Below are 25,615 nucleotides of genomic sequence, written 5' to 3' on the forward strand. Positions count from 1 at the left end.
GATAGGCCCACGCGGGGACACCGCACTCGTGTCACGATGGCACCCGACACCGAACGATGGACCGGCCGACGAACCCCGATGCCGGCGAGGAGGAGGGCCGAGATGGGCATGTTCGACCTGATCAAGAAGGACGAGGCCCGAGAGCGCAGACCATCCGCTCTCGAACAGGCTCAGAACCCCGAGGACCCCGGGCTGGTCGGGGGTGCCGCGGTCTCGCTGGTCACCCGGCTCCTCGAGAGCGGTATCGACGGTCGCGGCCCGCTCGGCAGTGCGGAGGAGGTGGCGGCGGACGCGCTCGCCAAGTCGGGTACCCCGGAGAAGGCGGTGCTTCGTGTCGTCTCGAACCACGTCAAGCTCGCAGCGGCCCAGGGCTTCGTCACGAGCCTCGGCGGGTTCATCACCCTGCCGGTCTCCCTTCCTGCCAACGTCGCCGGTTTCTACATGGTCGCCACTCGGATGACGGCCGCGGTGGCGCACCTGCGCGGGTACGACATCGCCGACCATCAGATCCGCTCCGCCGTCCTCCTGACGCTCGTCGGTGCGGAGTCCGACGACCTGCTGCGCAAGGCCGGATCCGTCGCCCCGCCGTCCGCTATGGCGAACCTCGCGGCGCAGGGGCTGCCGGGCCCGGCGCTGATGATGGTCAACAAGGCGGTGGGCTTCAAGATCCTCACCCAGGTGGGCAAGACCTCGCTGTCCAGGTTCGGGCGCGCGGTGCCGGTCATCGGCGGGGTGGTCGGCGCCGGCCTGGACGGCATGCTGATGAAGTCCGTCGGCAAGCAGGCGGTCGAGGAGTTCCCCCCTCGCTCCTGATCTGATCGGCCCCGAGCTGACCCTGAGCTGATCGGAATGTCGAGTCGGATTGTCACGGTGGGTGACGCGCGTCACGTGACGTCGAGTGCGTCACCGCGGGAATCCGGTAGGCGGGTTCGACGTTCTTCTGGATGCGGCACCGTCCGGTGCCATGGCCACACCCCATCAGGAGCCTCGACATGGCCCGTGCCCGCTCTCGCGTCGTGCTGTTGACCACCTTCTACCGTGCCGCCCGAATCGCCATGCGTCCCGGCGGCCCCGGACTGGCCGCCCGTCTCCGCGCGGTTCCTCGGATGGTGTCCGCGACCCTCAGTGGCCGGTACGAGGGACTGGGCAAGGGTCCGCTGGCCTTGATGCTCGCAGCTGTCGCCTACGTGGTCTCACCGGTCGACCTCGTCCCCGAGGGGGCGCTGCTGATGCTCGGCCTCGCCGACGATGCAATGGTCCTCGGCTGGCTCGCCGCGGCCCTCGTGGGCGGGACCGAGGACTTCCTCGCGTGGGAGCGGAGCGAGCCCACCGCCCCCGAGGACGTCGGCCCGGCAACCGTGGTGTCGAGCACCCGCTGAGGCCTATCCACAGCGCCTGGTGAGATCGGGCGTGTCGTCCCCACCGGGAGACACGCCCGATGTCGTGCACGCGTCCGATGGGCTTGGCTCGGTGCATGCCCACCTCGACATCCCCCGCAGCGCCGACCGTCCGCCTCAGATCTCCCGGCGAGATCGTCTCCGCCGTCCCCTTCCTCCTCGGCTTCGCGCCGGAGGCCTCCGTCGTCGTCATCGCGCTCCGTGGAGGTCGGATGACCCTCACGTGCCGCGCCGACCTCGGCGATGTGCTGTCCGACCCGGGGCCGGCCGGCAGCATCGTGGCGGCCACACGACGCTCCGGGGCGACCGACGTCCTCCTGATCGGCTACGCGGACGTGCGCGCCTCGGCCGCCGTCGCCGTCCGTGCGCTCAGCGCCGGGGTGCAGTCTGCAGGGCTGCGGGTGCAGGAGGAGCTGACGGTCGCCGGAGGTCGCTGGTACAACGAGGTCTGTCACGACGAGCGGTGCTGTCCGAGCGACGGGGTCCTCGTCTCGGACCACGATGCTGCACCGAGCACGATGGCCTTCCAGACGCTGAGCGAGGGATACCGCTCGGGTCGGGACGATCTGGTCAGGGAGTGCCACCCGGACCGGCCGCTGCTCGCTCAGTCCATCAGGTCGGAGCTGCTGCACCCCGCCGATGACGAGGACCTCCTCGAGGAGACCCTGGTCGCCGACCTCTTGGCCGTTCTCCAGTGGTCGGGCGGGTCCGAGCCCACCGCGGCCCAGCTCGCGCGGTCCGCCCTGGCCTGCTCCGACCCCTTCGTCCGCGACCTCTGGTACGCGGTTGTCGCGCCCGCCGTCATGGGCACCACGGCTCCCACGATGCACCGGGCCTACGAGGTGCTGCGAAAGGCCGGGCAGGATGCGGGTGAGCTCGACGCGGATGGTCGGGCCCACGACCCGGCGACGCGGGACCGCGTGCTGCAGCGCGTCCTTCGGTTCGTCCGCAACCTGCCGGACGAGCTCCCCGAGGTCACGATGCCGGCATTGGTGGTCGCCGCCGCCGCGCACTGGGCTGCCGGCGACGGTGCTCGGGCCCGCATCCTCGTCGAGCGCGCTTCGGCTCTGCCGGTCCAGCCGCTCGGGATGCTCGACACCATCGCGCAGTGCCTCGCCCGTGGCGTCGGCCCACAGGAGCTGGAGCGTCCTGGTTCCGCCGGTCCGGGGGACGGACGAGAGAGCCGTTGTATCGCGTAGTGCTCCTATACTGGCGGGCACGGTCATGAGTGCCAGCGCAAAGCCCCGGCTCGCTGGCCGGCAACCCTCCTCGCGGTGGGGTGCCCCGGGTGATGACCAGGCCCGCGCGTGGTTCCAGCGCCGGGCAAGCGCGACGTGAGCTCGAGGGCAGACCGATGGACAGGCAGCGGCACCGTGATCCGGCAACCCGGTGGTCCGGGCTGCAGTCGGTCCACGTCGGTGACGTCGAGCTCGTCAACGGGGAGGTGCTTCCCGATGTCGTCGTCGCCTACGAGACGTGGGGGACGCTCGACGGAGCCGGTGGCAATGCGGTGCTCGTCGAGCACGCCCTGACCGGCGACAGCCACGTCGTGGGTGGCACCGGTCCGCAACACCCCACACCGGGCTGGTGGGACGGCCTCATCGGACCGGGCGCGCCGTTGGACAGCGATGAGCTGTTCGTCGTCGCCACGAACGTCCTCGGTGGGTGCAGGGGTACGACCGGGCCGTCCTCTCCGGCACCCGACGGCCGAGCCTGGGGAAGTCGGTTCCCGCGCATCACGATCCGTGACCAGGTCCGCGTCGAGGCCCGGGTCGCCGACCTGCTCGGCATCGACCGCCTCCGTGCGGTGCTGGGCGGTTCGATGGGCGGTATGCGCGCCGTCGAGTGGGCGGCGACCTATCCCGAGCGCGTCGACACGGCGATCGTCCTCGCCTCGACGGCGCGCGCGTCGGCCGAGCAGATCGCGTGGGCCAGTGTCCAGAACCAGGCGATCCGCGCCGACCCGCACTATTCCGGTGGGGACTACTACGACTCAGGGTCCGCCCCTACGACGGGTATGGCCATCGCGCGCGAGATCGCTCAGGTCACCTACCGCTCCGAGCCGGAGCTGGCGGACCGGTTCGGCAACCGCACCCTCGCGCCGGACGAGGTGAGTGGCCGGGCCCATCTCGACAGAGGTGAGGGGCGGCCGCTGTTCCAGGTGGAGTCCTATCTGCATCACCACGGAGCGAAGCTGGTGAGCCGCTTCGACGCCGGGAGCTTCCTCGTGCTCAACGAGGCGATGTCCACGCACGATGTCGGCGCCGGACGCGGGGGAGCAGCCGCTGCCCTGAACGACTTCCAGGGGCGGCTCCTCGTGGTGAGCGTCGACTCCGACCGCCTCTACCCGCCGAGCCAATCCGAGGAGCTCGTCGCCGCACACCCACGGGCCCGACACGTCCAGATCAAATCCCCGCACGGACACGACGGCTTTCTCATCGAGCGGGAGCAGGTCGGCCGGGTCATCCGTGAGGCACTGCGCGGGGTTCCGGCGATCGATGCCGACACCGGACGCACACGCACGAGCGCATGAGGACATCGGGTAGCGTCGAGGTCGAGACAGACCAGCGTCGCCCGTCTCGAGCGGGGACACGTCACGAAGGAGTGCGTCCGCTATGAGCGTGATCGTCGGCTACGTCCCGACCAAGGAAGGCCGGGCCGCGCTCGACTACGCAGTTCAGGAGTGCCTCCTGCGCGGCACCGACCTCGTCGTGGTGCAGACACCACGACGAGGAGGAGACGTCGACTACCACGACCTGGGGCCCGAGCTCGAATCCGCACGCGGCGAGCTGGAGGGTGCCGATCTCACCGTGTCCGTCACCTCGGGAACCGACGGCAACGAACCGGCAGAGGACCTGATCGAGGCCGTTCGCAACGGTCCGGACGACCTCATCGTCATCGGCCTGAGGCGGAGGACGCCCATCGGCAAGCTCATTCTCGGCTCGAACGCGCAGCGCATCCTGCTCGACGCACCCTGTCCGGTCATCGCTGTCAAGGCCGAAGCCTGAGAGGGGATTTCCACCGGTCGGACGGACCGAAGAGGGCGCGGGGACCGGCGTGCACCGGATGGGTTTTATAATGGTGGGACGAGGACACGCCGACACCACGCATTGCGACCACTCTCGGGCACGCCTGACGTTGAACCCCGACCACACACTTGTTCGCCGCAGCGCGATGTCCGAGTCCCGGTAGACGCCACAACTGGAGCTCGTAGGGCATGACCCGTCGGCATGCTCGTGCTTCGCCCGCGCCGCGGGCCGCACGTTCGATGTGCACCCCCTCGACCTCCCATGACGAAAGGCCCAAGGACCTTGGCTCCGTCCCGGACGACGACACCCGCGAAGAAGAGCACCGCGAAGAAGGCCGCCGCAAGCGCGGCACCGAGCGACACCACATCCCCCGCGAAGAAGTCAGCGGCCAAGAAGTCGGCCGCGACGAAGTCAGCGGCCAAGGCCGCCACGACGAAGAAGGCGCCGGCGAAGAAGGCCCCGCCGGCGAAGAAGGCCGCCACGACGAAGAAGGCCGCATCCGCGGCGTCGAAGGCTGCCGCGCCCAAGGCCGCGGCGCCGGCGTCGAAGACCACGACCCGCAAGAAGTCCACCTCAGCGTCCCGGACAGGGCAGGCGGCTGCGGCCGACCCCGCCGGCGACGACACAACCGACGACGACACTCCTGCCGAGCCCGGCGAGGATGTCGAATCGGAGCTCGTCACCGACGACGCCTCGGGCGATGAGGCCGGCGAGTCGGGCGACGCCGCGGACGAGGGCGTGACGGTGACCGGATCCGGCACGCCGACCCGCTCACGGACCCGCCGGGGGGCGCGGTCGGGGGACGACGCCGCTGAGCCGGAGGAGAGCGACGAGGGTGGCGGGTTCGTCATCCGCGACGATGACGAGGACGATGCCCCCGCGCAGCAGGTCGTCACGGCCGGGGCGACGGCGGACCCGGTCAAGGACTACCTGAAGCAGATCGGCAAGGTCGCGCTCCTCAACGCGGAACAGGAGGTCGAGCTCGCCAAGCGCATCGAGGCCGGCCTCTTCGCCGAGGAGAAGCTGAACTCCGGCGAGAAGATCGACATGAAGCTCAAGCGTGAGCTCTGGTGGATCGCCCAGGACGGCAAGAAGGCAAAGAACCACCTCCTCGAGGCCAACCTGCGGCTCGTGGTCTCCCTGGCCAAGCGCTACACCGGGCGCGGCATGCTCTTCCTCGACCTCATCCAGGAGGGCAACCTGGGTCTGATCCGGGCGGTCGAGAAGTTCGACTACACCAAGGGCTACAAGTTCTCGACCTACGCGACGTGGTGGATCCGGCAGGCGATCACCCGAGCGATGGCGGACCAGGCCCGCACGATCCGCATCCCGGTTCACATGGTCGAGGTCATCAACAAGCTGGCTCGCGTGCAGCGTCAGATGCTCCAGGACCTCGGTCGGGAGCCGACGCCGGAGGAGCTGGCCGCCGAGCTCGACATGACACCCGAGAAGGTCGTCGAGGTGCAGAAGTACGGCCGTGAGCCGATCTCCCTGCACACCCCTCTCGGTGAGGACGGCGACAGCGAGTTCGGCGACCTGATCGAGGACTCCGAGGCGGTCGTCCCCGCCGACGCCGTGTCGTTCACCCTGTTGCAGGAACAGCTGCACTCGGTCCTGGACACGTTGTCCGAGCGCGAGGCCGGCGTGGTGTCGATGCGTTTCGGCCTCTCCGACGGTCAGCCGAAGACCTTGGACGAGATCGGCAAGGTCTATGGCGTTACTCGTGAACGAATCCGGCAGATCGAGTCCAAGACCATGAGCAAACTGCGGCACCCGAGCCGCTCCCAGGTGCTGCGCGACTACCTCGACTGACAGACCGCTCGTCGTCAGCGGGCGCCCGACGTGACGGGTGAGGCGCCACCCCGACGGTCCCGCAGCGCACCCCAGGAGGTCAGTCCCGCGCGCCCACAGCAGGCGGGGCGGTGCTCCGGCGCACCACGAGCTTCGCGGGGAACGTCGTCGACGACGGGAGATGCTGTCCGTCGATCATCTCGAGCAGCGTGGCTGCGGCGCGCTCACCGATCGCACGGACCGGCTGGGCGACGGTCGTCAGATCGGTGAGCGCCGCGATGGGGTGATCGTCGATGCCGACCACCGAGATGTCGCCGGGCACGTCGAGCCCAGCCCGTCGGGCGGTTCGGATGGCGCCGACGGCGATCTCGTCCGAGTGAGCGTAGACGGCGGTGGGTGGTTCCGCGCGGCTGAGCAGCTGCGCCATCGCGTCGGCGCCGGCTTCGCCACCCCAGGGAACGGTGCAGACCAGGCCCGGCCCCGAGCGTATCCCGGCGCGGTCGAGCGCGTCGTGGTACGCCGCGCTGCGCGGCGCGAGGGTGGGCCAGCCGGGCTGGTCCGGGTCGATGGCTTCGATCATGGCGATCCGCCGGTGACCAAGGTTGAGCAGGTGGGTAACCGCGATGGTGCCGACCTCGTAGTCGTCGACGCACGCGTAGGGGTAGGCCTCCTGCTGGCCCCCGGCGGACACGATGGACACGCCGAGCAAGTCAAGGCGTTCGCGCTCGGCCTCGAGGACGGGGAAGCCGACGACGATGAGACCGTCGATCTTGCGACGCGCGGGGAGCCGATGGAAGAAGTCGCGGCGGTCGTCGGCATCGCCGACGCGGAAGAGTAGTACGTCGAGGCCGGCGTCACCGAGCACCCCTTCCGCGCCGGCGACCAGCGTGCCGAAGAACCAGCGGTCGATGTGGGGGACGACCAGTCCGACACGCCCGGTGCGTCCACCCGCGAGCCGGGACGCCTCGGGGGAGACGACGTAGGCGAGTTCCTCGGCGGCTGCCAGGACCCGCCCGCGGGTCTTCGTCGAGACGCCATAGCTGTCGTTGATGGCCCGGGACGCGGTGGCGAGGGAGACGCCGGCGCGACGCGCCACGTCGACCAACGTCGTTTGCCCGCTGGGTGAGTGCGACATGGTGGCTGACCCATCGTGATCGGATACGTTTCCGAAACATTCTAACAGTGGCTTGACGTACCTCGTGACCCGTGCGATTCTAAGTTCGGAAACGCTTCCGAAAACCAAGGAGAAGTAGCATGTGGACCTTCAAGCGAGTACGTGTGGTGGCGCCCATCGCGGTCGGGGCGCTGTTGCTGTCGGCATGCGGGGAGTCGTCCGACTCCGATGCAGCCGCAGCAGCCGCGAACGTCGACTGCGCTGCCTTCGAGCAGTACGGGGACCTGTCGGGCTCGACGGTCACCTTCTACACCTCGGTCGTGGCTCCCGACGACGCGCCCTACATCGCTGCGTTCGAGCCCTTCGAGCAGTGCACTGGCGCCACGGTCGAGTACGAGGCGAGCAAGGAGTTCGAGGCGCAGCTCGTCGTGCGGGTACAGTCCGGGAACGCACCCGACATCGCCCTGTTTCCCCAGCCGGGCCTGCTCCGCACCGTCGTCCGGGACACAGGCGCGCTCGTTCCAGCGCCGGCCACGGTGGTCGATAACGTCGACGAGTACTACTCCGAGGACTGGAAGCCGTACGGCACTGTCGACGGCACGTACTACGCGGCGCCGAACGGTGCCAGCGTGAAGTCGCTGGTGTGGTACTCGCCGACGAAGTTCGTGGAGGCCGGGTACGAGGTCCCCACCACCTGGGACGAGATGATCGCCCTGTCCGACCGCATCGTGGCCGACAACCCCGACGGCGCCGCCAAGCCGTGGTGTGTGGGCATCTCGTCCGGCGACGCCACCGGCTGGCCCGCAACGGACTGGATGGAGGACGTCATGCTCCGCCTGCAGGGGCCCGAGGTCTACGACCAATGGGTCAACCACGAGATCCCGTTCAACGGTCCCGAGGTCGCCGAGGTGATCGCTGAGACCGGCGGCATCCTGAAGAACCCCGACTACGTCAACGGTGGCTTCGGTGACGTCCTGAGCATCGCCTCGACGACCTTCCAGGACGCCGGCCTGCCCATCCTGGACGGGTCCTGCTACATGTACAAGCAATCGTCCTTCTACTCCTCGAGCTGGCCCGAAGGCACGACCGTAGCCGAGGACGGCGACGTGTGGGCTTTCCCGCTTCCTCCGATGAGCGAGGAGACCGGCAACCCCATCCTGACCGGCGGTGAGTTCGTCGGCGCCTTCAGCGACCGCCCCGAGGTGCAGGCCTTCCAGACGTACCTGACATCCCCCGAGTTCGTGAACGCACGTGCCGGCCAGGGCAACTGGACCGCTCCCCACAGCGGCCTCGACCCGGCAAACGTGGCCGACCCGATCGCCCGTCTCGGCCTCGAGCTGCTCCAGGACCCGGACCTCACCCTTCGTTTCGACGGCTCGGATCTGATGCCTGCCGCGGTCGGCACCTCCTCGTTCTGGACCGAGATGACCGAGTGGATCGCCAGCGACAAGCCCGATCAGGACGTCCTGGACGCCATCGAGTCGACCTGGCCGACCTCCTGACACATGCCCAGGACGCTCGGGTGGGGTCGGACCAGCACGGCCGGCCCCGCCCGACGCGTGGCACAGCGAGACCCGAGTGAAGGAGCCCACCATGACCCGTGAGAAGCCGGCGACTCACTGGTGGCGGTCCGCAGTGGTCTACCAGGTGTACCTGCGTAGCTTCGCGGACAGCAGCGGCACCGGCACCGGCGACATCCGCGGCCTGATGGATCGGCTGCCACACGTGGTCGACCTCGGGGCCGACGCCCTGTGGCTCAGCCCGTGGTTCCGGTCCCCGATGCACGACGGTGGGTACGATGTCGCCGACTATCGCGACATCGACCCCACCTTCGGTGCCACGTCGGATGCTCTGGCGTTGATCGATCGGTGCCACGACCTGGGACTACGCGTCCTGATCGACCTCGTGGCCAACCACACCTCGACCGACCATGCCTGGTTCCGCGCCGCCGTCGGCTCGCCTCCCGGGAGCCGGGAGCGGCAGCGCTATCACTTCCGGCCCGGACGTGGAGAGGGCGGCGAGGACCCGCCCAACAACTGGATCAGTGCATTCGGTGGTCCTGCCTGGACCCGCATCATCGAGCCCGACGGCACCCCGGGGGAGTGGTACCTCCACTTGTTCTCGGAGCACCAGCCAGACCTCAACTGGGAGTGCCCCGACGTCGTCACCGAGTTCGACGACGTCATCCGGCACTGGTTCGACCTGGGCGTGGACGGCATCCGCGTCGACGCTGCGTCCGCGCTCGCCAAGGACCCCGACCTGCCGTCGGTCGATCTCGATCTGTCCCGAGGTTTCATTCCTCGGGACTGGCCCGGAACCCCCTTCTGGGATGTCGAGCGCGTTCACGACCTCCTGCGCCGCTGGCGTGCCATCGCCGACGCATACGAGGGGAACCGGTGCCTCGTGGGCGAGGTCGTCGTCAACACCCCGGACCGCTTCGCAGCCTATCTTCGTCCCGACGAGCTGCACTCCGCGTTTGCTTTCGACCTCCTCCATTCCCCATGGGACGCCACGGAGATGCGGGCGGCGATCTCTCGCAGCCTTGCCGTGGTGGAGAAAGATGCCGACAACCCTGCGACCTTGACGTGGGTGCTCTCAAACCACGACGAGATCCGCCACGTCACCCGCTACGCGCCCACCGTGGCCAGGGGCGGTGACTGCACGGTTGCCCTCGACATCGGGTTGTCACGCGCTCGCGCCGCCCTCCTCCTGGTTCTGGCGCTGCCCGGGGCGACCTGCCTCTACCAGGGCGAGGAACTCGGTCTGCCCGAGGTGCTGGACCTTCCTGCGGAGCTGCGTCGGGACCCCACCTTCCACCGGACCGCAGGCGCCGTCCTTGGGCGGGACGGCTGCCGGGTACCGCTGCCCTGGTCTGGCGACCGCCCCCCCTTCGGCTTCACGGCCGCGGAGCCGTGGCTACCTCAGCCGGCTGACTGGGCATCGCTGACCGCAGCGGCCCAACGGAGTGAGCCGACCAGCACCCTCGCCCTCTACCGCGACGCGCTGAGAGTGCGGCGGCGGCTGCTCGGCGCGAACGACACTGCGCTGCGCTGGCGGGAATCGTCCCCCGGAACATTGGTCTTCGACAGGCCAGGAGCCCTGACCTGTGTCGTCAACGTCGGTGCCGAGCCCGTCGTCCTCGAAGCCGAGCCGGTACTCCTCAGCCATCACCAGGATGACCCGATGCTCCTGCCACCCGGTTGCGCAGCATGGCTCGGTTGGCAGCGGACCGACGAGGACGGCGGCGCGCCACCTTCCCCCGCCGGACCTGCCTCCACGGTCTGACAGCCTGCAGTCCCGGATCTGGCGGGCTGCCGCACACGGCACCACAGCGTCAGGCGTCCACCCTCTCGGACTACCTGGATTGCGCGGACTCGGCAGCGGACGTCGAGTCGTTCGGCCGGCTGAAGGCGTCCGACGCGGTCGAGTCGACCGGTGCGTCGAACTCCGGCTCGGACGCCCTGACCCTTGTGCGGGAGAGCCGGTCGGTTGCCTGCTGGGCGAACCGGCCCCAGGCGCGCACCCCGGCCGTGGGCCACCACGTGGCACGGATCCGCTCCGAGCGTTGGAGCGAGTCGACGATGTTCGACGACACGAGGTGGGCGTCCTTCTCCAGGGCGGCGATCCACTCGGGATCGGCCACCTCGGTGGGTCGTGCGTAGCGCGCCCGCTCGACCGCGGCGACCACGCGCCCCAACGCCGTACGCGACTCCTTGGTCAGGAACGTCTCGTCCCAGATGTGCGCGCCCACCTGGCGCGGCGAGGCATCCGGGGGAGCCGTCACGCCGACGTCGTCGAGCCGCTCGAGGAGGTCCTGCCAGATGACCTCCACCCGGGCGGCATCCCCTCGCGCCGCCCGGCGGCGGCGTCGGCGCTCCCACCACGCCGAGACGGGGAGGGTAGCGGCCCCGAGTGCTCCGACGAGGAGGACGAGGCCGAGCCACGCATACCGGTCGATGACGGCCCGGATGCCGCTGTTCTCCAGGGAACCTCCGCTCTGGAACTGCGGGTCGTCGATGGGGACGTCCTGCGGTAGGTCGCGCGTCGGCGCCGCCGTGGCTGTCGGCGTGGATGTCGGCGTCGGACTCTCCGCGGTCGAGTCGCCCCAGCTCGCGCTCGTGTAGCCCGGAGTGCCACTGACCCGGGACGCGGGCGTGGGCTCGAACCGGAGCCAGCCGAGCCCGTCGAAGTAGAGCTCGGGCCAGGCGTGGGCGTCCGCCGCGACCACGGTCCGCTCACCCTCGGCCGACGCGCCCCCGGGCAGGAACCCGATGGCGAATCGCGCCGGGATGCCCTCGGTGCGGGCCATCATCACCATGGCGCTGGCGAACTGTGTGCAGTAGCCCTGGCGGGTCAGCAGGAAATGGCTCAACGGGTCGAGCTGGACGAGGTTCCCGGAGCCGTCGACGGTCGGGCCGGCCAGGTCGAGGGAGTAGGTGTAGTCCGGACCGCGCAGGTGGTCCTGGATCGCCCGAGCCTTGTCGATGGGGGACATGTCGTCCGAGACGATGTTCGAGAGGACCGACGCGACGACGTTCGCGGATGCGGCGTCGACCCGCAGATGTTGCAGGCCGACTCCGGCGGGAACCTCCCGTGACGCCTGCAGGTCCTCCTCGGTGGGGACGCGTGAGAGGTACTCGGCGCTGTAGGTGTCGACGCGCTGGTCCACGAGGACCGTGCCATCGCCGCGTGTGCGCCACCTCGTCTCGATCGTCAGGTCGGACGGGGGATACGGAATGGCCAGCTGCGGCGCGGCGAGGTTGTTCGTCGACACCTCGATCGTCTCCCGCTCGGAGGCCTCGTCGACCGGACCCGGAACCAGGGCGTCGAAGCGGGGAACCCCGGCCAGGGCCCCCTCCCGCTGCCGCCACTCTCCGTCCTCGTACACGTCGAGAATCGCGACCCGAAGTGGCTCGGGCGTCGTCGCCGTCGTGGCGTAGGTGAGCACGGGGGTCTCGGACTGGCTGTCGAGGCTGCGCTCCAGGTTCACGGTCGAGTTCAGAGTCATGCTCTCGGTCGAACCGGTGGCGTTGGTCGAGCGCCCCAGCCCTTCGAGGAGGAACCGGGTGGGCAGGTGGGGGAGAGCGGCGGCGACCGCCGCTGCGACGACGACGGACGCGAAGGCGACCCCCCGGGCCATCGACGCCAGTCGCCAGCCGCTGGGCCCGGTCCGCTCGCGGCGCAGAGCGGCGCGACTCGTCGCATCCCACCGGGAGAGCGCGAGCGTGCCCGATCGACTGAGCATGAGCAGCCAGACCAGCGCGGCGACGGCGAAGTACAGCACGGGCATCCCGGAGCCGGAGTTGCTCGCCGCGATGAGGAAGGCCACGAACAGCGGAATCCCGGCCAGTGCCGGCGATCCTCGCGTCACCGCGAGGAAGTCCACGAGCAACATGGTGACCCACACGATCAATGCCATGGCGAGGAGGATCCCGCGACCCGACGGAGCCGGGGGCGCGAAGGTCGTGATGGTCTCCCGGGCGTCGACGAGGATGTTGTTGAAGGCGATCATCGTTCGCCACGTCGGCAGGCCGTACCAGAGGTGTCCTCGGCCGAAGAGCCAGCCGGCCAGGAGCACACCGACGACGACCTGGGCGACGACGACGGGCACGTCGCGGCGGGTCAGAGTCCGCACGAGCATCCCGGTGACCGTCACGCTCACCGCCATGATGACGGCTCCCGGAATCCAGGAGTCCGGAGTGAAGAGCGGCCTGATGGGCGCGACGACGGCGGCGACGCAGAGCAGGGCGAGCAGGCTGTCACCCACCCGTGCGCGCGTCACGAGCGCACCTCCGCGCGGGAGGCGCGGGCCGTCAGGTCGGCCCACGCCTGTGCCCACGTCTTCGCGGGGCCGACCAGGGTGGTGTCCCACCCCGCGCTTCGCAGGACCTCGGCCGTGGCGAACGGACCGCCCCCGGGCGGGAGGTCTTCCGTCGAGGCCGACATCGTGGTGCGGTCCACGACGATCGCGGATCCGGTGCCACCGGGGGCGCGCAGTGACGCTATCGCGCTGGCCGTCTCGTCCGTGCACGTGCCGACGATGGCGATGACGAGGCCGCCCGCGCCGACGAACGGCCCGGCGGTGTGCAGGACTCCCGTGAGGTCCTCCTCGGGTCCGGGCGTGACCAGGGCGAGGGCCTCCAGGGACGTCGACAGCCGACTGGTCTCGCGGCCGATGCCCGCCCGGGGAGAGGCGGTCACGAGATGGACGGCGTAGCCGAGCCGCTCGCAGTGGGCGACGATCGAGGCCGCCATGGTCACCGCCCACTCCAAGGAGGGAGAGACAGAGAGGCCGTGCACCGAGGCTCGGGAGTCCAGGATGACGACGGCACGTCGCATCGCGGGCCGGTCCTCCTGGCGGACCATCAGTGACCCGGTGCGGGCCGTGGCCGGCCAGTGGACCCGCCGGAGGTCATCGCCGTCCCGGTAGTCACGCACCGCGATGTCGTCCTCGCCGTGCAGGGCCACCATGTGGGGGATCGTCCCGTCCGATCCGACGCCTCTCGCTCCCGCCCCGCCCGAGCCGAGCCAGACGACTCTTGGAAGGACGAGGATCTCCGAGCTGCTGCGCAAGGTGACGAGTCGGTCGGTCAGACCGAACGGATCGGAGACCGCGAGCGAGAGTGGTCCGAGCCGGTGCAGGCCACGCACGGGACTGCTGACCTCGTAGGCCACGGTGTGGGCGGCCCCCCGGCGGAGTGGCGGGATGACCCAGCGCGGCACGTCTCCGAGGACGAGATCGACGTCCTCCTCCGCGACCAGCACGGGGGAGCGCACTCTCGACGGATTCGCCACGGTGAGCTCGACGCTGGCCGGCTGGTCGATCTGTACCTGGGCCGGCAGCAGACGTCGCGTCACCTCGAAGCCCAGAGGGTGCCGGCGGACGATGAGCAGGGTGAGCAGGGGCAGAAGGAGCAGCAGGGCGCCGATGCGGGTCAGGTCGATCATGCCCAACCCGGGCCCGGTGATCAGCAGAGCGATACCGAACAGGGCGAACAGCCGGCCGCGCCGGGTGAGCGAGGACACGATGCCGGTCACCGGACGGGTCAGCTCTCTCGGGGCACCGGCACCCGGACGCGGTGCAGGAGCTCGCCGAGGACGTCCGCCGACGACCGGCGGGCCGACTGGGTCTCTCCCGTCGTGAGTATGCGGTGGGCCAGGACCGGGACGACGACCCGTTGGACGTCGTCCGGGAGCACGTGGTCGCGACCGGCGAGGACCGCATAGGCGCGAGCCGCGCGCAGCAGGTGCAGGGTCGCACGGGGTGAGGCACCGAGCCGCAGCGCGTCGCTGCGCCGCGTCGCGTGGGCGATCTCGACGATGTACTGACGGACCGACTCCGCAACGTAGACCTCTCGGACCGCCTCGATCATGCGTCGCACCGACGCGGCATCGACGACCGGCCGCAGGTTCTCGAGGGGGGAGGCCAGGCCGTGGCCGACGAGCATGTCCATCTCGCTGCGGGCGGACGGGTAGCCCATCGAGATGCGGGCCATGAACCTGTCCCGTTGTGCCTCGGGCAGCGGGTACGTCCCCTCCATCTCGATCGGGTTCTGGGTCGCCATCACGATGAAGGGAGCCGGCAGCACGTAGGTGTGGCCATCGACCGTCACCTGGCCCTCCTCCATGCACTCGAGGAGAGCCGACTGGGTCTTGGGCGAGGCCCTGTTGATCTCGTCGCCGACGACGACGTTGGCGAAGATGGCCCCCGGGCGGAACTCGAAGCTGCGGACGTCCTGGTTGAAGACGCTGACCCCGGTGATGTCACTCGGCAGCAGGTCGGGGGTGAACTGAACCCGTCGGACGGTGCAGTCGATCGACCTGGCCAGTGTCTTGGCCAGCATCGTCTTGCCGACACCGGGGACGTCCTCGATGAGAAGGTGCCCCTCGGCGAGAAGCACCATGACCGCCGTCGAGACCACCTCCGGCTTGCCCTCGATGACCGAGTTCATCGTCGCCATCAGGTCGGCGGCGAGCCGGCGCACCTGCTCCAGACGCATGGGTTCCGCGGTGCTTCCGCCCGCGCTGGAGGGCCCGACGACCGACAGGTCGCCCGAGGCCAGGTCCTCTCGTCCACCGGGTGCCGGTGTCGATGACGTCACCAGGACGCCCCCTTCCACGTGGTTCTTCCTCGATCGTGCCCTATGCCAAGCCCAAACGTCACCGGGTCGAAGACAGTTCCGTGCCGTCTGCTTCACCCGAGCCCATCGGATGGCGCCGAGGTGGAGATCTTCCTCCACTTTCCTCCACCTGTTTGACCTGCATAAATTGCGAGATGAAAGCGATCACAGGCCGATCTTGCGTGATTTGTGGAGGAAAGTGGAGTACGGTGGGGCAAGCGGGAGCGCCGTGGCGATCGAGGGTGAGAGGTGGAGGTGACGGCCCATGTTCATGGGGACGCACACGCCTCGACTCGACGACAAGGGCAGGCTCTTCCTGCCGGCCAAGTACCGGGACCGGCTCGCCTCGGGCATCGTCGTGACGCGGGGTCACGAGAAGTCGCTGGTGATCTACCCGGCGGATACCTTCGAGTCGCTCGCCGGCCGGGTCATGGCCATGCCGACGACGAACCGCCGGGCACGCGCATACAGCCGCCTCCTCCTCTCCGGAGCCTCCGACCAGATCCCCGACAAGCAGGGGCGGATCTCGATCCCGCCCCACCTGCGTGAGTACGCCGGACTGCTCCGTGACATCACGATCACCGGCGCCGGAGACCACCTCGAGGTCTGGGACAGCGCTGCGTGGACCGAGTACCTCGAGGCATTCGAGGGCGACTTCGCCGACCAGGAGGACGAGGTGATCCCCGGCCTGATCTGAGCGTGCGGCTGGCGCGGCCGCGAGACACCAGTCCACCGACGCACGATCGCTGACCTGCACCTCGGCCTCCAGCCGGAGACCGCCCCCGACACGCCTTCCCCCGTGCCGGGTCCGGACCGGATGGGGACCAGGGTCCAGGTCAGAGCCGTACCAGTCCCGAGCATTCCCCCAGGGCAACCAGAACGTGAGAGACGAGCGAGAGGAGAGACCGGCCATGGCGGCTACCGATTCCGGCGCGGAGCGGCATGTGCCGGTGCTGCTCCAGCGCTGCGTCGACCTGCTGGCGCCGGCCGCCACTGCGTCCGGCTCCGTGATCGTGGATGCCACGCTCGGGCTCGGTGGGCACAGCGAGGCGCTGCTCGCGGCGTGTCCCGAGGCCCGCGTCATCGGCATCGACCGGGATCCAGCCGCGCTGGCCCTCGCCCGAACCCGTCTGGCCCATGTGGGGGACCGGTTCGTCGCCGTCCACGCGATCTACGACGAGCTGCCGACGGTGCTCGCGGATCTCGACGTCCAGCACGTGCAGGGCATCCTCTTCGACCTCGGCGTCTCCTCCCTGCAGATCGACGAGGCCGACCGTGGCTTCTCCTACATGACCGACGCTCCCCTGGATATGCGCATGGACCCGACCACCGGCCCGAGCGCTCGTGAGGTGGTCAACGACTACCCGTCCGAGGAGATCGAGCGCATCCTGCGGCGGTTCGGTGAGGAGCGGTACGCCCGACGCATCGCCGAGCGCATCGTGCACGAGCGCCGCGACGCCCCCATCCTGCGCACCGGCCAGCTCGTCGACATCGTCCGGGCGGCGATTCCCGTCCGGGCCCAGCAGGGCGGCCATCCGGCCAAGAGGACGTTCCAAGCGCTGCGTATCGAGGTCAACGCAGAGCTGCGCGTCTGGGAGCGCGCCGTCGAGGTGGCGATCGAGGCGCTGGCGGTCGGAGGCCGGATCGTCGTCCTCAGCTACCACTCCCTCGAGGACCGGATCACCAAGCGCGCCCTGGTCACCGCGTCCCGTAGTTCGGCGCCGGAGGGGCTTCCCGTCGAGCTCCCGGAGCACGCTCCCACCCTCCGACTGCTCACCCGCGGCGCCGAAGAGGCCTCCGCGCAAGAGCAGGCCGCAAACCCACGCTCGGCCTCGGTCCGTCTCCGAGCCGCCGAACGCATCCGTCCGTCCAGCACCACCCGTTCACCGGTCACGACAGGGGTCACTCCATGAGCACGCTCGCATCCGCACCGCTGCGCGACACCGGCGTCCGCACCCGCCGCCGCGGGGCGCCGCGTCCGGTCCTCACCGCGGTGCCCGCCCCCGCCCCCAGCCACGGGGGGATGCTCCTGGTGTGTGCAGGTCTGCTGTTGTCCGGGCTGCTGACGCTGTTGTTCCTCAACATGTCGCTCGCGGAGGGCTCCTTCACCGTGCACGAGCTGCAGCGCACCGCCGGCGAGCTCGCGGAAACAGAGGACGCTCTCGAACAGAGCATCACCGCAGTGAGCTCGCCGGCGGCGCTCGCATCTCGGGCGAGCCGGATGGGCATGGTTCCCGCCGCGAGTCCGGCCTTCCTTCGACTCGACGACGGTGCCGTCCTCGGCGTGGCGGAGCCGGCCTCGGACGACACCGCCTTTAGCGTGGTCGTAAAGCCGCCGCGCACGGCTCCTCCAGCATTGGCCGTCGCCCGCAGTGCGACGACCGACCGGCGGTGACCTGACAGGCCGGCGGACCCGTACAGCACGGCGACTCGCACCCAGATGGACCTGACCCACCCGGATCGCACCACCATGAACCCAGAGGATCGATGACCCCTCCGGACCAGCCCCACAGTGGCCGCCGACGTGCCGACGGCGGCACCCGGCGTGCCCGGCCGCCCGGCGCGTCCGGTGCGCGCCACGCCGCCCGGCCCACGGGTGCTCCGGCGAAGTCCACGGGCACGGCGGGCGGCCGGCCGGCGCAGAGAAGTCGCGGGCGTGGTGGTTTCACGCGCACGGCGCCGGGGTCTCGCGCGGGCACCGCCCGGCCCGTCGGCGCGCGCTCGGCGCCGGCGCCCCGCCCACGTCGCACCCGCCGGCCCGTCCAGATCAACTCCCGACGTCGGGTCCGCGGCATCCTCGTCATCACGCTCGCGGTGTTCTCGCTCTTCGCGGTCCAGCTCGTCCGGATCCAGGGTCTGGATGCCGCGGCGGTGGCGGCCGAAGCCCTCGACCAGCGCAACCGCACCGAGGTGCTGCCGGCGTTGCGCGGTCAGGTCGTCGACAGTGAGGGCGTCGTCCTCGCCCAGAGCATCGAACGGCGCACGGTGACGGTCGACCAGACCGCCATCCCGGAGTTCGTCCAGCGCGTGGACGGCGTCCGAACCAAGACCGGTGTGTGGGGAGCCGCCCAGGAGCTCGCGCCGTTGCTCGGCATGAGCGACACCCGGCTGCGCGACGAGCTGATCGGCACCGCCCGCTACAAGATCATCGCCAAGAACGTCACGGTGCCGACCTGGCGCAGGATCAGCGCCCTGGGTATCCCCGGCGTGTACAGCGAGCGCACCGCCGAGCGCGACTACCCACAGTCGACGACCGCGGCGTCACTCGTCGGCTGGGTGTATGCGGACGGCCGGGCGGGGGGTGGCGTCGAGTCCATGGTCGACGAGGTCCTGGCCGGCTCCAACGGCTCGGCCAAGTACGAGACCTCGCCGAGCGGACGGATCATCCCCAACGGCCGACAGGTCCTCGAGGAGGCCGTCGACGGTCGGACCGTCCAGCTCACCATCAACTCGGCGATCCAGTGGTACGCACAGAACTCTCTCGCACGAGGGATCTCGCGGGTCGGCGGCGAGTCGGGGACGGTCGTGGTCCAGCACGCGCGCACCGGAGAGCTGCTCGCCGTCGCCTCCTATCCGTCCTACGACCCCAACGACCTCTCGTCCGTCAAGGGGTCGCTCGACAACCTCGCGTTCTCCCAGATCTTCGAGCCCGGGTCGACCAACAAGATCGTCACCATGGCGGCCGCGCTCCAGGAAGGCGTGGTCACCCCCGACCAACCGGTGGTCGTGCCCAACCGACTTCCGCGGGCCGACCGCAGCTTCAAGGACAGCAGTGACCACCCCACGTGGTACCTCACCGCCACCGGCGTCCTCGCCAAGTCGAGCAACATCGGCACGATCCTGATCGGTGAACAGCTCGAGCCCGAGGTCCTCGAGAAGTACTTCCGCGACTTCGGCATGGGCGCGATGTCCGGGGTGGACTTTCCGAACGAGTCACCGGGCCTGGTCACCCCCGCCGACCAGATGAGCGGGTCTCAGCGGTTCACCGTCATGTACGGCCAGGGTATGTCCGGCACTGCGATCCAGAACTCGATGGCCTACCAGGTGATCGCCAACGACGGGGTGCGCGTGCAGCCGAGCCTGATCAAGTCGGTCGAGACCGACGACGGGGTGATGATGCCCGCCGAACCACCGGAGAGCCGGCGCGTCGTCGACGCGGACGTGGCCCAGCAGGTCATGGCGATGCTCGAGGGAGCGGTCAGCGACGAGGGAAGTGCACCGCAGGCCGCGATCCCCGGATACCGCGTCGCGGGCAAGACCGGCACGGCGGACCGCTACGACGACCGACTCGGCCGCTACAGCGGCAAGACGGCCAGCTTCATCGGCATCGCTCCGGCCGACGACCCCCAGATCATCGTCAGCGTCTTCGTCCAGAAGCCCAGCATCCTCTTCTACGGCGGCCTCGTGGCGGCCCCGATCTTCAAGGACGTCATGACGTATGCGCTGGCCGAGCTCGCCATCCCGCCGACGGGGGCGGAGCCGGTCGAGCAGGTCATCGAGCTCGACGAGCCGCCGGCCCGGAGCGACCAGCGGGTCCTCGGGTCCGAGTACCTCCCGTAGTTCTTGGATACCCGTAGTTCTTGGATAATGGTCGCCCGTGTCGACACTCCACCCTCAGACCGCAGGCCTGACGCCGGCCGCGTGCGCCAGGATCGCCGGCGGGCGCCTCGTCGATCAGACACCCGATGAGGGGATCGGCCTCGTCCACGGCGTCACGCTGGACTCGCGAAGCGTCATGCGAGGCGACCTCTACGCCGCGCTGCCCGGGGCCAACGCCCACGGAGCGGACTTCGCGGTCCAGGCCGCCGGATCCGGTGCGGTGGCCATCCTCACGGACGATGAGGGGGCGGACAAGGTCGCAGCCGCCGGGACATCACTGCCCCTCGTCGTCGTCGCAGATCCGCGGTCGGTCCTCGGAGCGGTCTCGGCCGCGGTCTACGGCACGACCGACCTCGGCCTGCGGATGATCGGGGTGACGGGCACCAACGGAAAGACGACCACCGCATACCTCATCGCCTCCGCCCTGGGTGCGCTGGACCGGCGGGTCGGGCTGATCGGGACGGTGGAGACCCGGATCGGCGCCGAGCGGGTCCCGAGTGTCCGCACGACCCCCGAGTCGTGCGACCTGCACCGGCTGCTCGCGGTGATGACCGAGAGGTCCGTCGACGACTGCGTCATGGAGGTCTCCAGCCACGCCCTGGCCCTGCACCGCGTCGACGGGGTGCGCTACGACCTGGCGCTGTTCACGAACCTGAGCCAGGACCATCTCGACTTCCATCCCGACATGGACGACTACTTCGCCGCGAAGGCGAGCCTGTTCACCCCGGAGCGGTCCGGGCGGGCGCTGATCTGCGTCGACGACGAGTGGGGTCGTCGGCTCGCGGCGCAGTGCCCCGTGCCCGCCGTCACCATCGCCCGCGCGCACGGCCCCGGAGCCGTGGGGGCGGACTACGTCGTCGAGTCGGCCCATACGGGGGAGTTCGTTCTCACGGGACCGGACACCTCGCTCCGGCTGCGGTCGGCCCTGCCTGGGGACTTCAACGTCATGAACACCGCGATGGCGGCCGTCTCCCTGCTCATGCTCGGGCACCCGGCGGACGAGGTCGCGATGGCCGTCCTGACCGACCCGCACGTCCCGGGACGGATGGAACGCGTCGGACCGTCCGGCTCACGGGTCCCGCTCGCGGTGGTGGACTACGCCCACACCCCCGACGCCGTCGAGGCGGCGATCGCTGCCCTGCGACCCGGCACCGACGGTCCCCTCGTCGTCGTGCTCGGAGCCGGTGGGGAACGCGATCGCGGCAAGCGGGCCGCCATGGGCCGGGCCGCCGCCACCGCCGATGTCGTTATCGTCACCGACGACAACCCCCGCAGCGAGGACCCCGAGGTGATCCGGGCGGCCATCCTCGAGGGCGCCCGCTGCGCGGGGACGCACGCACGGATCGAGGAGGTGGGCGAACGACGCGATGCCATCGCCCGGGCGGTCGAGATCGCCGCCCCCGCCGGGTCTGCGGCGACCATCGCCGTCGTCGGCAAGGGCCACGAGACCGGACAGGAGATCGACGGCGTCGTCCACCCCTTCGACGACCGCGACGAGCTCAGCCGCGCCCTGAGTGCCCGCCTGGGAGCGGACGCATGATCGCGTTCACGCTCGCCCGCCTCGCCGAGCTCACCGGAGGTCGGTTGACGGGCATCTCAGCCGAGCAGGCGGCGCTCACCGTCATCGACGGACCCGTCGTGACGGACTCCCGGGATTGCGCACCCGGTGGCCTGTACGTCGCGCGCATCGGCGAGCACGCCGACGGTCACGACTTCATCCCCCAGGCGCTGGAGGCGGGCGCACTGGCGGCGCTCACCAGTCGCCCCGTGGACGGGGTGGCGTGCATCGTCGTCGACGACGTCCAGGACGCCTTCGCCGCGCTCGCCCGCGGCGTCGTCGACGCGGCGCCGCAGCTCACCGTGGTCGCCATCACCGGATCGTCCGGCAAGACCTCGACCAAGGATCTGCTGGGCCAGGTGCTCGCCGTCGCCGGCGAGACCGTGGCGCCGCACGGTTCCTACAACTCAGAGGTCGGCGTTCCCCTCACCGTCACGAGGGTCACGGAGAGCACCCGCTTTCTCGTCGCCGAGATGGGTGCCCGCGGCGTGGGGCACATCGCCTACCTCACCCGCATCGCTCCGCCGGACGTCTCGATCGTGCTCAACGTCGGCACCGCCCACCTCGGCGAGTTCGGGTCGCGCGAGGCCATCGCCCTCGCCAAGGGCGAGATCGTCGAGGCGCTCGCGTCGACGGGGACGGCGGTGCTCAACCACGACGACCCGGCGGTCTCGGCCATGGCCTCGCGCACCCGTGGATCGGTCGTCACCGTCAGCGCCGCGGGGGACCCCGCCGCCACCGTCCGCGCCGAGGAGGTCGAGCTGGACGCCGCCTCCCGGCCCCGCTTCGTCATCACCGACGGCTCGTCCCGCTGGCCGGTCGCCCTCTCCCTCCACGGTGTCCACCACGTGGGTAACGCGCTCTCCGTCTTCGCCGCGGCCCGCGCTTGCGACCTGGACCCGCAGGTCATCGCCGACGCACTCGGCTCCGCCGCTTCGGTGAGCAGGTGGCGCATGGAGGTGACCGACCGCGACGACGACGTGACCGTCGTCAACGACGCCTACAACGCCAACCCGGACTCCATGCGCGCCGCGCTGGACGCGCTGGCCCGGATGGGGGAGGGGCGGCGCACCATCGCCGTGCTCGGAACCATGCTCGAGCTCGGAGCCGACAGCGATTCCGAGCACGCCCGGGTGGGCCGGTATGCGCTGGACCGGGGCGTCGACCTGCTCGTCTGCGTCGGTGCCGGAGGTCCCGCCCTCGCGGCCGACGCCGCGCAGGATGCACCCCGGTGCGCCGTCCTCGACGACGCGGATGCCGCATACGATCTCCTGATGAGCGAGATCCGCTCCGGTGACGTCGTCCTGTTCAAGTCCAGTCGGGACGCCGGGCTGCGACACCTCGGTGACCGCATCGCAGGGCTTCCCCCAGGGACGTTCGCGTCGGAGCGTTCCGCGCGCGAGGGGGGAGACACCACGTGCTCGCCGTCCTGATCGCCGCCGTCTTCGCCCTGCTCGTCGGGCTGTTCGGCACGCCGATGTTCATCAAGCTCCTCGTCCGCCGCGGCTATGGCCAGTTCATCCGCGACGACGGACCGACGTCCCACCACACGAAGCGCGGCACGCCCACGATGGGCGGGGCCGTCATCATCCTCGCCTCGGTCTCGGCCTACGCGGTTGCCCATCTGCTGACCTGGACGCCGCCGACGATGAGCGCGATCCTCGTGCTGTTCCTCATGAGCGGACTGGGGCTGGTCGGGTTCCTCGACGACTACATCAAGATCAGCAAGCAGCGCAGCCTCGGACTGCGGTCCGCCGAGAAACTGTTCGGGCAGACCCTCGTCGCCACCGTCTTCGCCGTCCTCGCTCTGCAGTTCCCCAACGAACGCTGGCGGACCCCCGCCTCGACGAAGATCTCCTTCGTCCGGGACACCGGCTTCGACCTCGCCTTCGCGGGGCCGCTGCTGGGCGTCCTGCTGTTCGTCATCTGGGCCAACCTCATGATCGCCGGCACCTCCAACGGCGTGAACCTCACCGACGGCCTCGACGGCCTGGCCACCGGCGCGTCGGTCATGGTGTTCGCGGCCTACGTCCTGATCGGCATCTGGCAGGGCAACCAGAACTGTCAGACGACGCCGGGCATCAACTGCTACGAGGTCCGCGACTCACGCGACCTCGCCGTCGTCGCCGCAGCGGGCATGGGGGCGTGCTTCGGCTTCCTCTGGTGGAACGCCAGTCCGGCCAAGATCTTCATGGGCGACACCGGCTCGCTCGCGCTCGGTGGAGCGCTCGCGGGACTCGCCATCACGACGCGAACCGAGCTGCTCATCGTCATCCTCGGCGGACTCTTCGTCGCCATCACCCTCTCGGTGATCATCCAGGTGGCCTCGTTCAAGACGACCGGCAAGCGGGTGTTCCGCATGGCCCCGCTTCAGCATCACTTCGAGCTGCTCGGCTGGGCGGAGGTCACGATCGTCATCAGGTTCTGGATCATCGCGGGTCTGTTCGTCGCTCTCGGCCTCGGTCTGTTCTACGCGGAATGGGTCGTCGGTGGCGCCTGACCTGAAGGCCGTGCACGAGGACGGTTCCCCACCGTTCGACCCGGCCGGCCTGACCGTCCTCGTGACGGGCGGTGGAGTGAGCGGCTTCGCCGCCGCCGACGCGCTCGCGGAGCGCGGCGCGAGGGTGACCCTCGTCGACGGTGCCGACCCCGCGCCGGGGAGCGCACTGTTCGAGCGCCTCAAGGTTCTCGACATCCTCGGCGTAGACGTCCGCGCCGGATCCGCCTACGTGGCCGCCCTTCCGGATGATCCGCCCGACCTGGTCGTCACCTCTCCCGGGTGGCGACCGGGCCAGCCCATGCTCGCCGCCGCGGCAGCGGCCGACATCCCGGTCTGGGGTGAGGTCGAGTTGGCGTGGCGGCTGCGTGGACCCGGTGCGGCTCCGTGGCTGACGCTGACGGGGTCCAACGGCAAGACGACCACGGTCCAGATGCTCACCGCGATGCTGCGGGCCGCCGGGCTGCGGGCCTGCAGCGCCGGCAACGTCGGCACCCCGATCCTCGAGGCGGTCCTGCACCCGGAACCCTACGACGTCATCGCCGTGGAGCTCTCCAGCTTCCAGCTGCACTGGTCGACGTCGATCTCACCTCTGGCGTCGGCGTGTCTGAACGTCGCTCCCGACCACCTCGACTGGCACGGATCGTTCGCGGCCTACCGCGCGGCCAAAGGCCGCGTCTATGAGCGGACGCGCGTGGCGTGTGTCTACAACGTCGAGGATCCGGTCACCGAGCAGCTCGTGCGCGAGGCGGATGTCATCGAGGGCGCTCGCGCCATCGGGTTCACCCTGGGCGTTCCCGCCCGCTCGATGGTCGGACTCGTCGACGACGTGCTGGCCGACCGGGCGTTCGTCGCCGAGCGCGAACACTCGGCCGCCGAGCTCGGCACCCTCGCCGACATCACGGCCGACGGCGTCCCGCCACCGCACCTGGTGCAGAACGCCCTGGCCGCCGCGGCTCTCGCGCGGGCTGCCGGGGTCCCTCCCGTGGCGGTGCGCGATGGTCTGCGAGCCTTCAGCCCGGAGCCGCACCGGATCGCGGAGGTGACCACGGTCGAGGGGGTGCGCTTCGTCGACGACTCGAAGGCGACCAACCCGCACGCCGCGAGAGCCGCGGTCCTCGGATACGAGTCGGTGGTCTGGGTCGCGGGCGGGCTGCTCAAGGGTGCCGACGTCGAGCAGCTCGTGCGGGACGCCCGAGACCGCCTCCGGGCCGCGGTCCTCATCGGAGCGGACCGGGCGGTCATCGCCGAGGCACTGCGGCGACACGCGCCGGATGTCCGTGTCATCGAGGTCGCCGCCACGGACACTGATGCCATGGACCAGGTTGTGGCATCCGCGTTCGACGCCGCCCGTCCCGGCGACGTCGTGCTCCTGGCGCCGGCCGCCGCCTCCATGGACATGTTCGCGGACTACGGCGCCCGCGGCGACGCGTTCTGCGCCGCCGTTCACAGGCTTGCCGAGCGGCGGGACGGTCGCGACGGACGGCCCGGCGGCGCCGAGGGAGGCTGA

Annotated in this window: 20 protein-coding genes and 1 riboswitch; of the genes, 16 read left to right on the plus strand and 4 right to left on the minus strand. The window is 70.2% G+C overall.

All coding sequences use genetic code 11. The features are described from left to right. The first annotated feature begins 102 nt into the window (after positions 1–102). The 6 genes from GA707_RS18310 to GA707_RS18335 all read left to right on the plus strand — a co-directional run bounded on the left by GA707_RS18310 (position 103) and on the right by GA707_RS18335 (position 6,238). A complete protein-coding gene (locus tag GA707_RS18310) occupies positions 103–813 on the plus strand; it encodes an EcsC family protein (RefSeq protein ID WP_152179900.1) in 711 nt (236 codons plus the stop codon). A gap of 179 nt (positions 814–992) precedes the next feature. Beyond that, positions 993–1,379 (plus strand): YkvA family protein, encoded by a 387-nt coding sequence (locus GA707_RS18315; protein ID WP_152179901.1) that lies wholly within the window; start codon positions 993–995, stop codon positions 1,377–1,379. Between the two features lie 95 nt (positions 1,380–1,474). Further along, positions 1,475–2,596 (plus strand): DUF4192 domain-containing protein, encoded by a 1,122-nt coding sequence (locus tag GA707_RS18320; protein WP_193315411.1) that lies wholly within the window; start codon positions 1,475–1,477, stop codon positions 2,594–2,596. Between the two features lie 21 nt (positions 2,597–2,617). Further along, positions 2,618–2,733: riboswitch (SAM riboswitch) on the plus strand. An 18-nt stretch (positions 2,734–2,751) separates the two neighbouring features. Then, a complete protein-coding gene (locus GA707_RS18325) occupies positions 2,752–3,930 on the plus strand; it encodes a homoserine O-acetyltransferase (protein WP_152179903.1) in 1,179 nt (392 codons plus the stop codon). 82 nt (positions 3,931–4,012) lie between these two features. Continuing rightward, positions 4,013–4,405: a universal stress protein gene (locus tag GA707_RS18330; RefSeq protein WP_152179904.1), complete on the plus strand. Its 393-nt coding sequence runs from the start codon at positions 4,013–4,015 to the stop codon at positions 4,403–4,405. 282 nt (positions 4,406–4,687) lie between these two features. Beyond that, positions 4,688–6,238, plus strand: a complete 1,551-nt coding sequence (locus tag GA707_RS18335; RefSeq protein WP_152179905.1) for an RNA polymerase sigma factor — start codon at positions 4,688–4,690, stop codon at positions 6,236–6,238. Positions 6,239–6,317: 79 nt separating this feature from the next. On the opposite strand, the gene GA707_RS18340 is transcribed toward GA707_RS18335, so the two are convergent. Then, complete coding sequence (locus tag GA707_RS18340; protein WP_255425103.1) at positions 6,318–7,313, minus strand: LacI family DNA-binding transcriptional regulator; 996 nt, start codon at positions 7,311–7,313, stop codon at positions 6,318–6,320. A 158-nt stretch (positions 7,314–7,471) separates the two neighbouring features. Here GA707_RS18340 and GA707_RS18345 point away from each other — a divergent pair, with 158 nt between their 5' ends. Beyond that, a complete protein-coding gene (locus tag GA707_RS18345) occupies positions 7,472–8,833 on the plus strand; it encodes an ABC transporter substrate-binding protein (RefSeq protein ID WP_152179907.1) in 1,362 nt (453 codons plus the stop codon). Positions 8,834–8,924: 91 nt separating this feature from the next. After that, positions 8,925–10,616, plus strand: a complete 1,692-nt coding sequence (locus tag GA707_RS18350) for a glycoside hydrolase family 13 protein (protein ID WP_152179908.1) — start codon at positions 8,925–8,927, stop codon at positions 10,614–10,616. Positions 10,617–10,686: 70 nt separating this feature from the next. Here the strand turns inward: GA707_RS18350 and GA707_RS18355 are convergent, their stop codons facing one another. From GA707_RS18355 to GA707_RS18365, 3 genes are read right to left on the minus strand one after another with little or no spacing between them, the layout of a single operon-like run. Continuing rightward, on the minus strand, positions 10,687–13,113 hold the full coding sequence (locus GA707_RS18355; protein WP_152179909.1) for a DUF3488 and transglutaminase-like domain-containing protein: 2,427 nt from the start codon (positions 13,111–13,113) through the stop codon (positions 10,687–10,689). Continuing rightward, positions 13,110–14,369 (minus strand): DUF58 domain-containing protein, encoded by a 1,260-nt coding sequence (locus tag GA707_RS18360; RefSeq protein WP_152179910.1) that lies wholly within the window; start codon positions 14,367–14,369, stop codon positions 13,110–13,112. The genes GA707_RS18355 and GA707_RS18360 overlap by 4 nt, the downstream gene beginning before the upstream one ends. An 8-nt stretch (positions 14,370–14,377) precedes the next feature. After that, positions 14,378–15,331, minus strand: a complete 954-nt coding sequence (locus GA707_RS18365; protein WP_152179945.1) for a MoxR family ATPase — start codon at positions 15,329–15,331, stop codon at positions 14,378–14,380. A gap of 385 nt (positions 15,332–15,716) precedes the next feature. On the opposite strand from GA707_RS18365, the gene mraZ reads away from it, so the two are divergent. The 8 genes from mraZ to murD all read left to right on the plus strand — a co-directional run bounded on the left by mraZ (position 15,717) and on the right by murD (position 25,615). Continuing rightward, positions 15,717–16,148, plus strand: a complete 432-nt coding sequence (mraZ, locus tag GA707_RS18370) for a division/cell wall cluster transcriptional repressor MraZ (protein ID WP_152179911.1) — start codon at positions 15,717–15,719, stop codon at positions 16,146–16,148. 214 nt (positions 16,149–16,362) lie between these two features. Then, a complete protein-coding gene (rsmH, locus tag GA707_RS18375) occupies positions 16,363–17,364 on the plus strand; it encodes a 16S rRNA (cytosine(1402)-N(4))-methyltransferase RsmH (protein WP_152179912.1) in 1,002 nt (333 codons plus the stop codon). Then, the gene (locus GA707_RS18380; protein ID WP_152179913.1) at positions 17,361–17,846 is read left to right on the plus strand and encodes a cell division protein FtsL; all 486 of its coding nucleotides are present in this window, start codon (positions 17,361–17,363) and stop codon (positions 17,844–17,846) included. The genes rsmH and GA707_RS18380 overlap by 4 nt, the downstream gene beginning before the upstream one ends. 92 nt (positions 17,847–17,938) lie before the next feature. Then, on the plus strand, positions 17,939–20,011 hold the full coding sequence (locus tag GA707_RS18385) for a penicillin-binding protein 2 (protein WP_152179914.1): 2,073 nt from the start codon (positions 17,939–17,941) through the stop codon (positions 20,009–20,011). Positions 20,012–20,048: 37 nt separating this feature from the next. Continuing rightward, positions 20,049–21,590 (plus strand): UDP-N-acetylmuramoyl-L-alanyl-D-glutamate--2,6-diaminopimelate ligase, encoded by a 1,542-nt coding sequence (locus GA707_RS18390; RefSeq protein WP_152179915.1) that lies wholly within the window; start codon positions 20,049–20,051, stop codon positions 21,588–21,590. Continuing rightward, the gene (gene murF, locus GA707_RS18395; protein WP_152179916.1) at positions 21,587–23,041 is read left to right on the plus strand and encodes a UDP-N-acetylmuramoyl-tripeptide--D-alanyl-D-alanine ligase; all 1,455 of its coding nucleotides are present in this window, start codon (positions 21,587–21,589) and stop codon (positions 23,039–23,041) included. The genes GA707_RS18390 and murF overlap by 4 nt, the downstream gene beginning before the upstream one ends. Further along, positions 23,026–24,108 carry a phospho-N-acetylmuramoyl-pentapeptide-transferase gene (gene mraY / locus GA707_RS18400; protein WP_152179917.1) on the plus strand — a complete coding sequence of 361 codons (1,083 nt, stop codon included), beginning with the start codon at positions 23,026–23,028 and terminating at the stop codon, positions 24,106–24,108. Before murF ends, mraY begins: the two co-directional genes overlap by 16 nt. Continuing rightward, positions 24,098–25,615: a UDP-N-acetylmuramoyl-L-alanine--D-glutamate ligase gene (murD, locus tag GA707_RS18405; RefSeq protein WP_152179918.1), complete on the plus strand. Its 1,518-nt coding sequence runs from the start codon at positions 24,098–24,100 to the stop codon at positions 25,613–25,615. The genes mraY and murD overlap by 11 nt, the downstream gene beginning before the upstream one ends.

The organism is Nostocoides sp. F2B08, assembly GCF_009184895.1.
Taxonomy (GTDB): domain Bacteria; phylum Actinomycetota; class Actinomycetes; order Actinomycetales; family Dermatophilaceae; genus F2B08.

What these genes read in the sequence shown, in the direction of transcription:
- GA707_RS18310 (WP_152179900.1), top strand. Translation starts at nt 103, where the DNA reads ATGGGCATGTTCGACCTGATCAAGAAGGACGAGGCCCGAGAGCGCAGA.
- GA707_RS18315 (WP_152179901.1), top strand. Translation starts at nt 993, where the DNA reads ATGGCCCGTGCCCGCTCTCGCGTCGTGCTGTTGACCACCTTCTACCGT.
- GA707_RS18320 (WP_193315411.1), top strand. Translation starts at nt 1,475, where the DNA reads ATGCCCACCTCGACATCCCCCGCAGCGCCGACCGTCCGCCTCAGATCT.
- GA707_RS18325 (WP_152179903.1), top strand. Translation starts at nt 2,752, where the DNA reads ATGGACAGGCAGCGGCACCGTGATCCGGCAACCCGGTGGTCCGGGCTG.
- GA707_RS18330 (WP_152179904.1), top strand. Translation starts at nt 4,013, where the DNA reads ATGAGCGTGATCGTCGGCTACGTCCCGACCAAGGAAGGCCGGGCCGCG.
- GA707_RS18335 (WP_152179905.1), top strand. Translation starts at nt 4,688, where the DNA reads ATGACGAAAGGCCCAAGGACCTTGGCTCCGTCCCGGACGACGACACCC.
- GA707_RS18345 (WP_152179907.1), top strand. Translation starts at nt 7,472, where the DNA reads ATGTGGACCTTCAAGCGAGTACGTGTGGTGGCGCCCATCGCGGTCGGG.
- GA707_RS18350 (WP_152179908.1), top strand. Translation starts at nt 8,925, where the DNA reads ATGACCCGTGAGAAGCCGGCGACTCACTGGTGGCGGTCCGCAGTGGTC.
- GA707_RS18365 (WP_152179945.1), bottom strand. Translation starts at nt 15,331, where the DNA reads ATGCGTCTGGAGCAGGTGCGCCGGCTCGCCGCCGACCTGATGGCGACG.
- mraZ (WP_152179911.1), top strand. Translation starts at nt 15,717, where the DNA reads ATGTTCATGGGGACGCACACGCCTCGACTCGACGACAAGGGCAGGCTC.
- rsmH (WP_152179912.1), top strand. Translation starts at nt 16,363, where the DNA reads ATGGCGGCTACCGATTCCGGCGCGGAGCGGCATGTGCCGGTGCTGCTC.
- GA707_RS18380 (WP_152179913.1), top strand. Translation starts at nt 17,361, where the DNA reads ATGAGCACGCTCGCATCCGCACCGCTGCGCGACACCGGCGTCCGCACC.
- GA707_RS18385 (WP_152179914.1), top strand. Translation starts at nt 17,939, where the DNA reads ATGACCCCTCCGGACCAGCCCCACAGTGGCCGCCGACGTGCCGACGGC.
- murF (WP_152179916.1), top strand. Translation starts at nt 21,587, where the DNA reads ATGATCGCGTTCACGCTCGCCCGCCTCGCCGAGCTCACCGGAGGTCGG.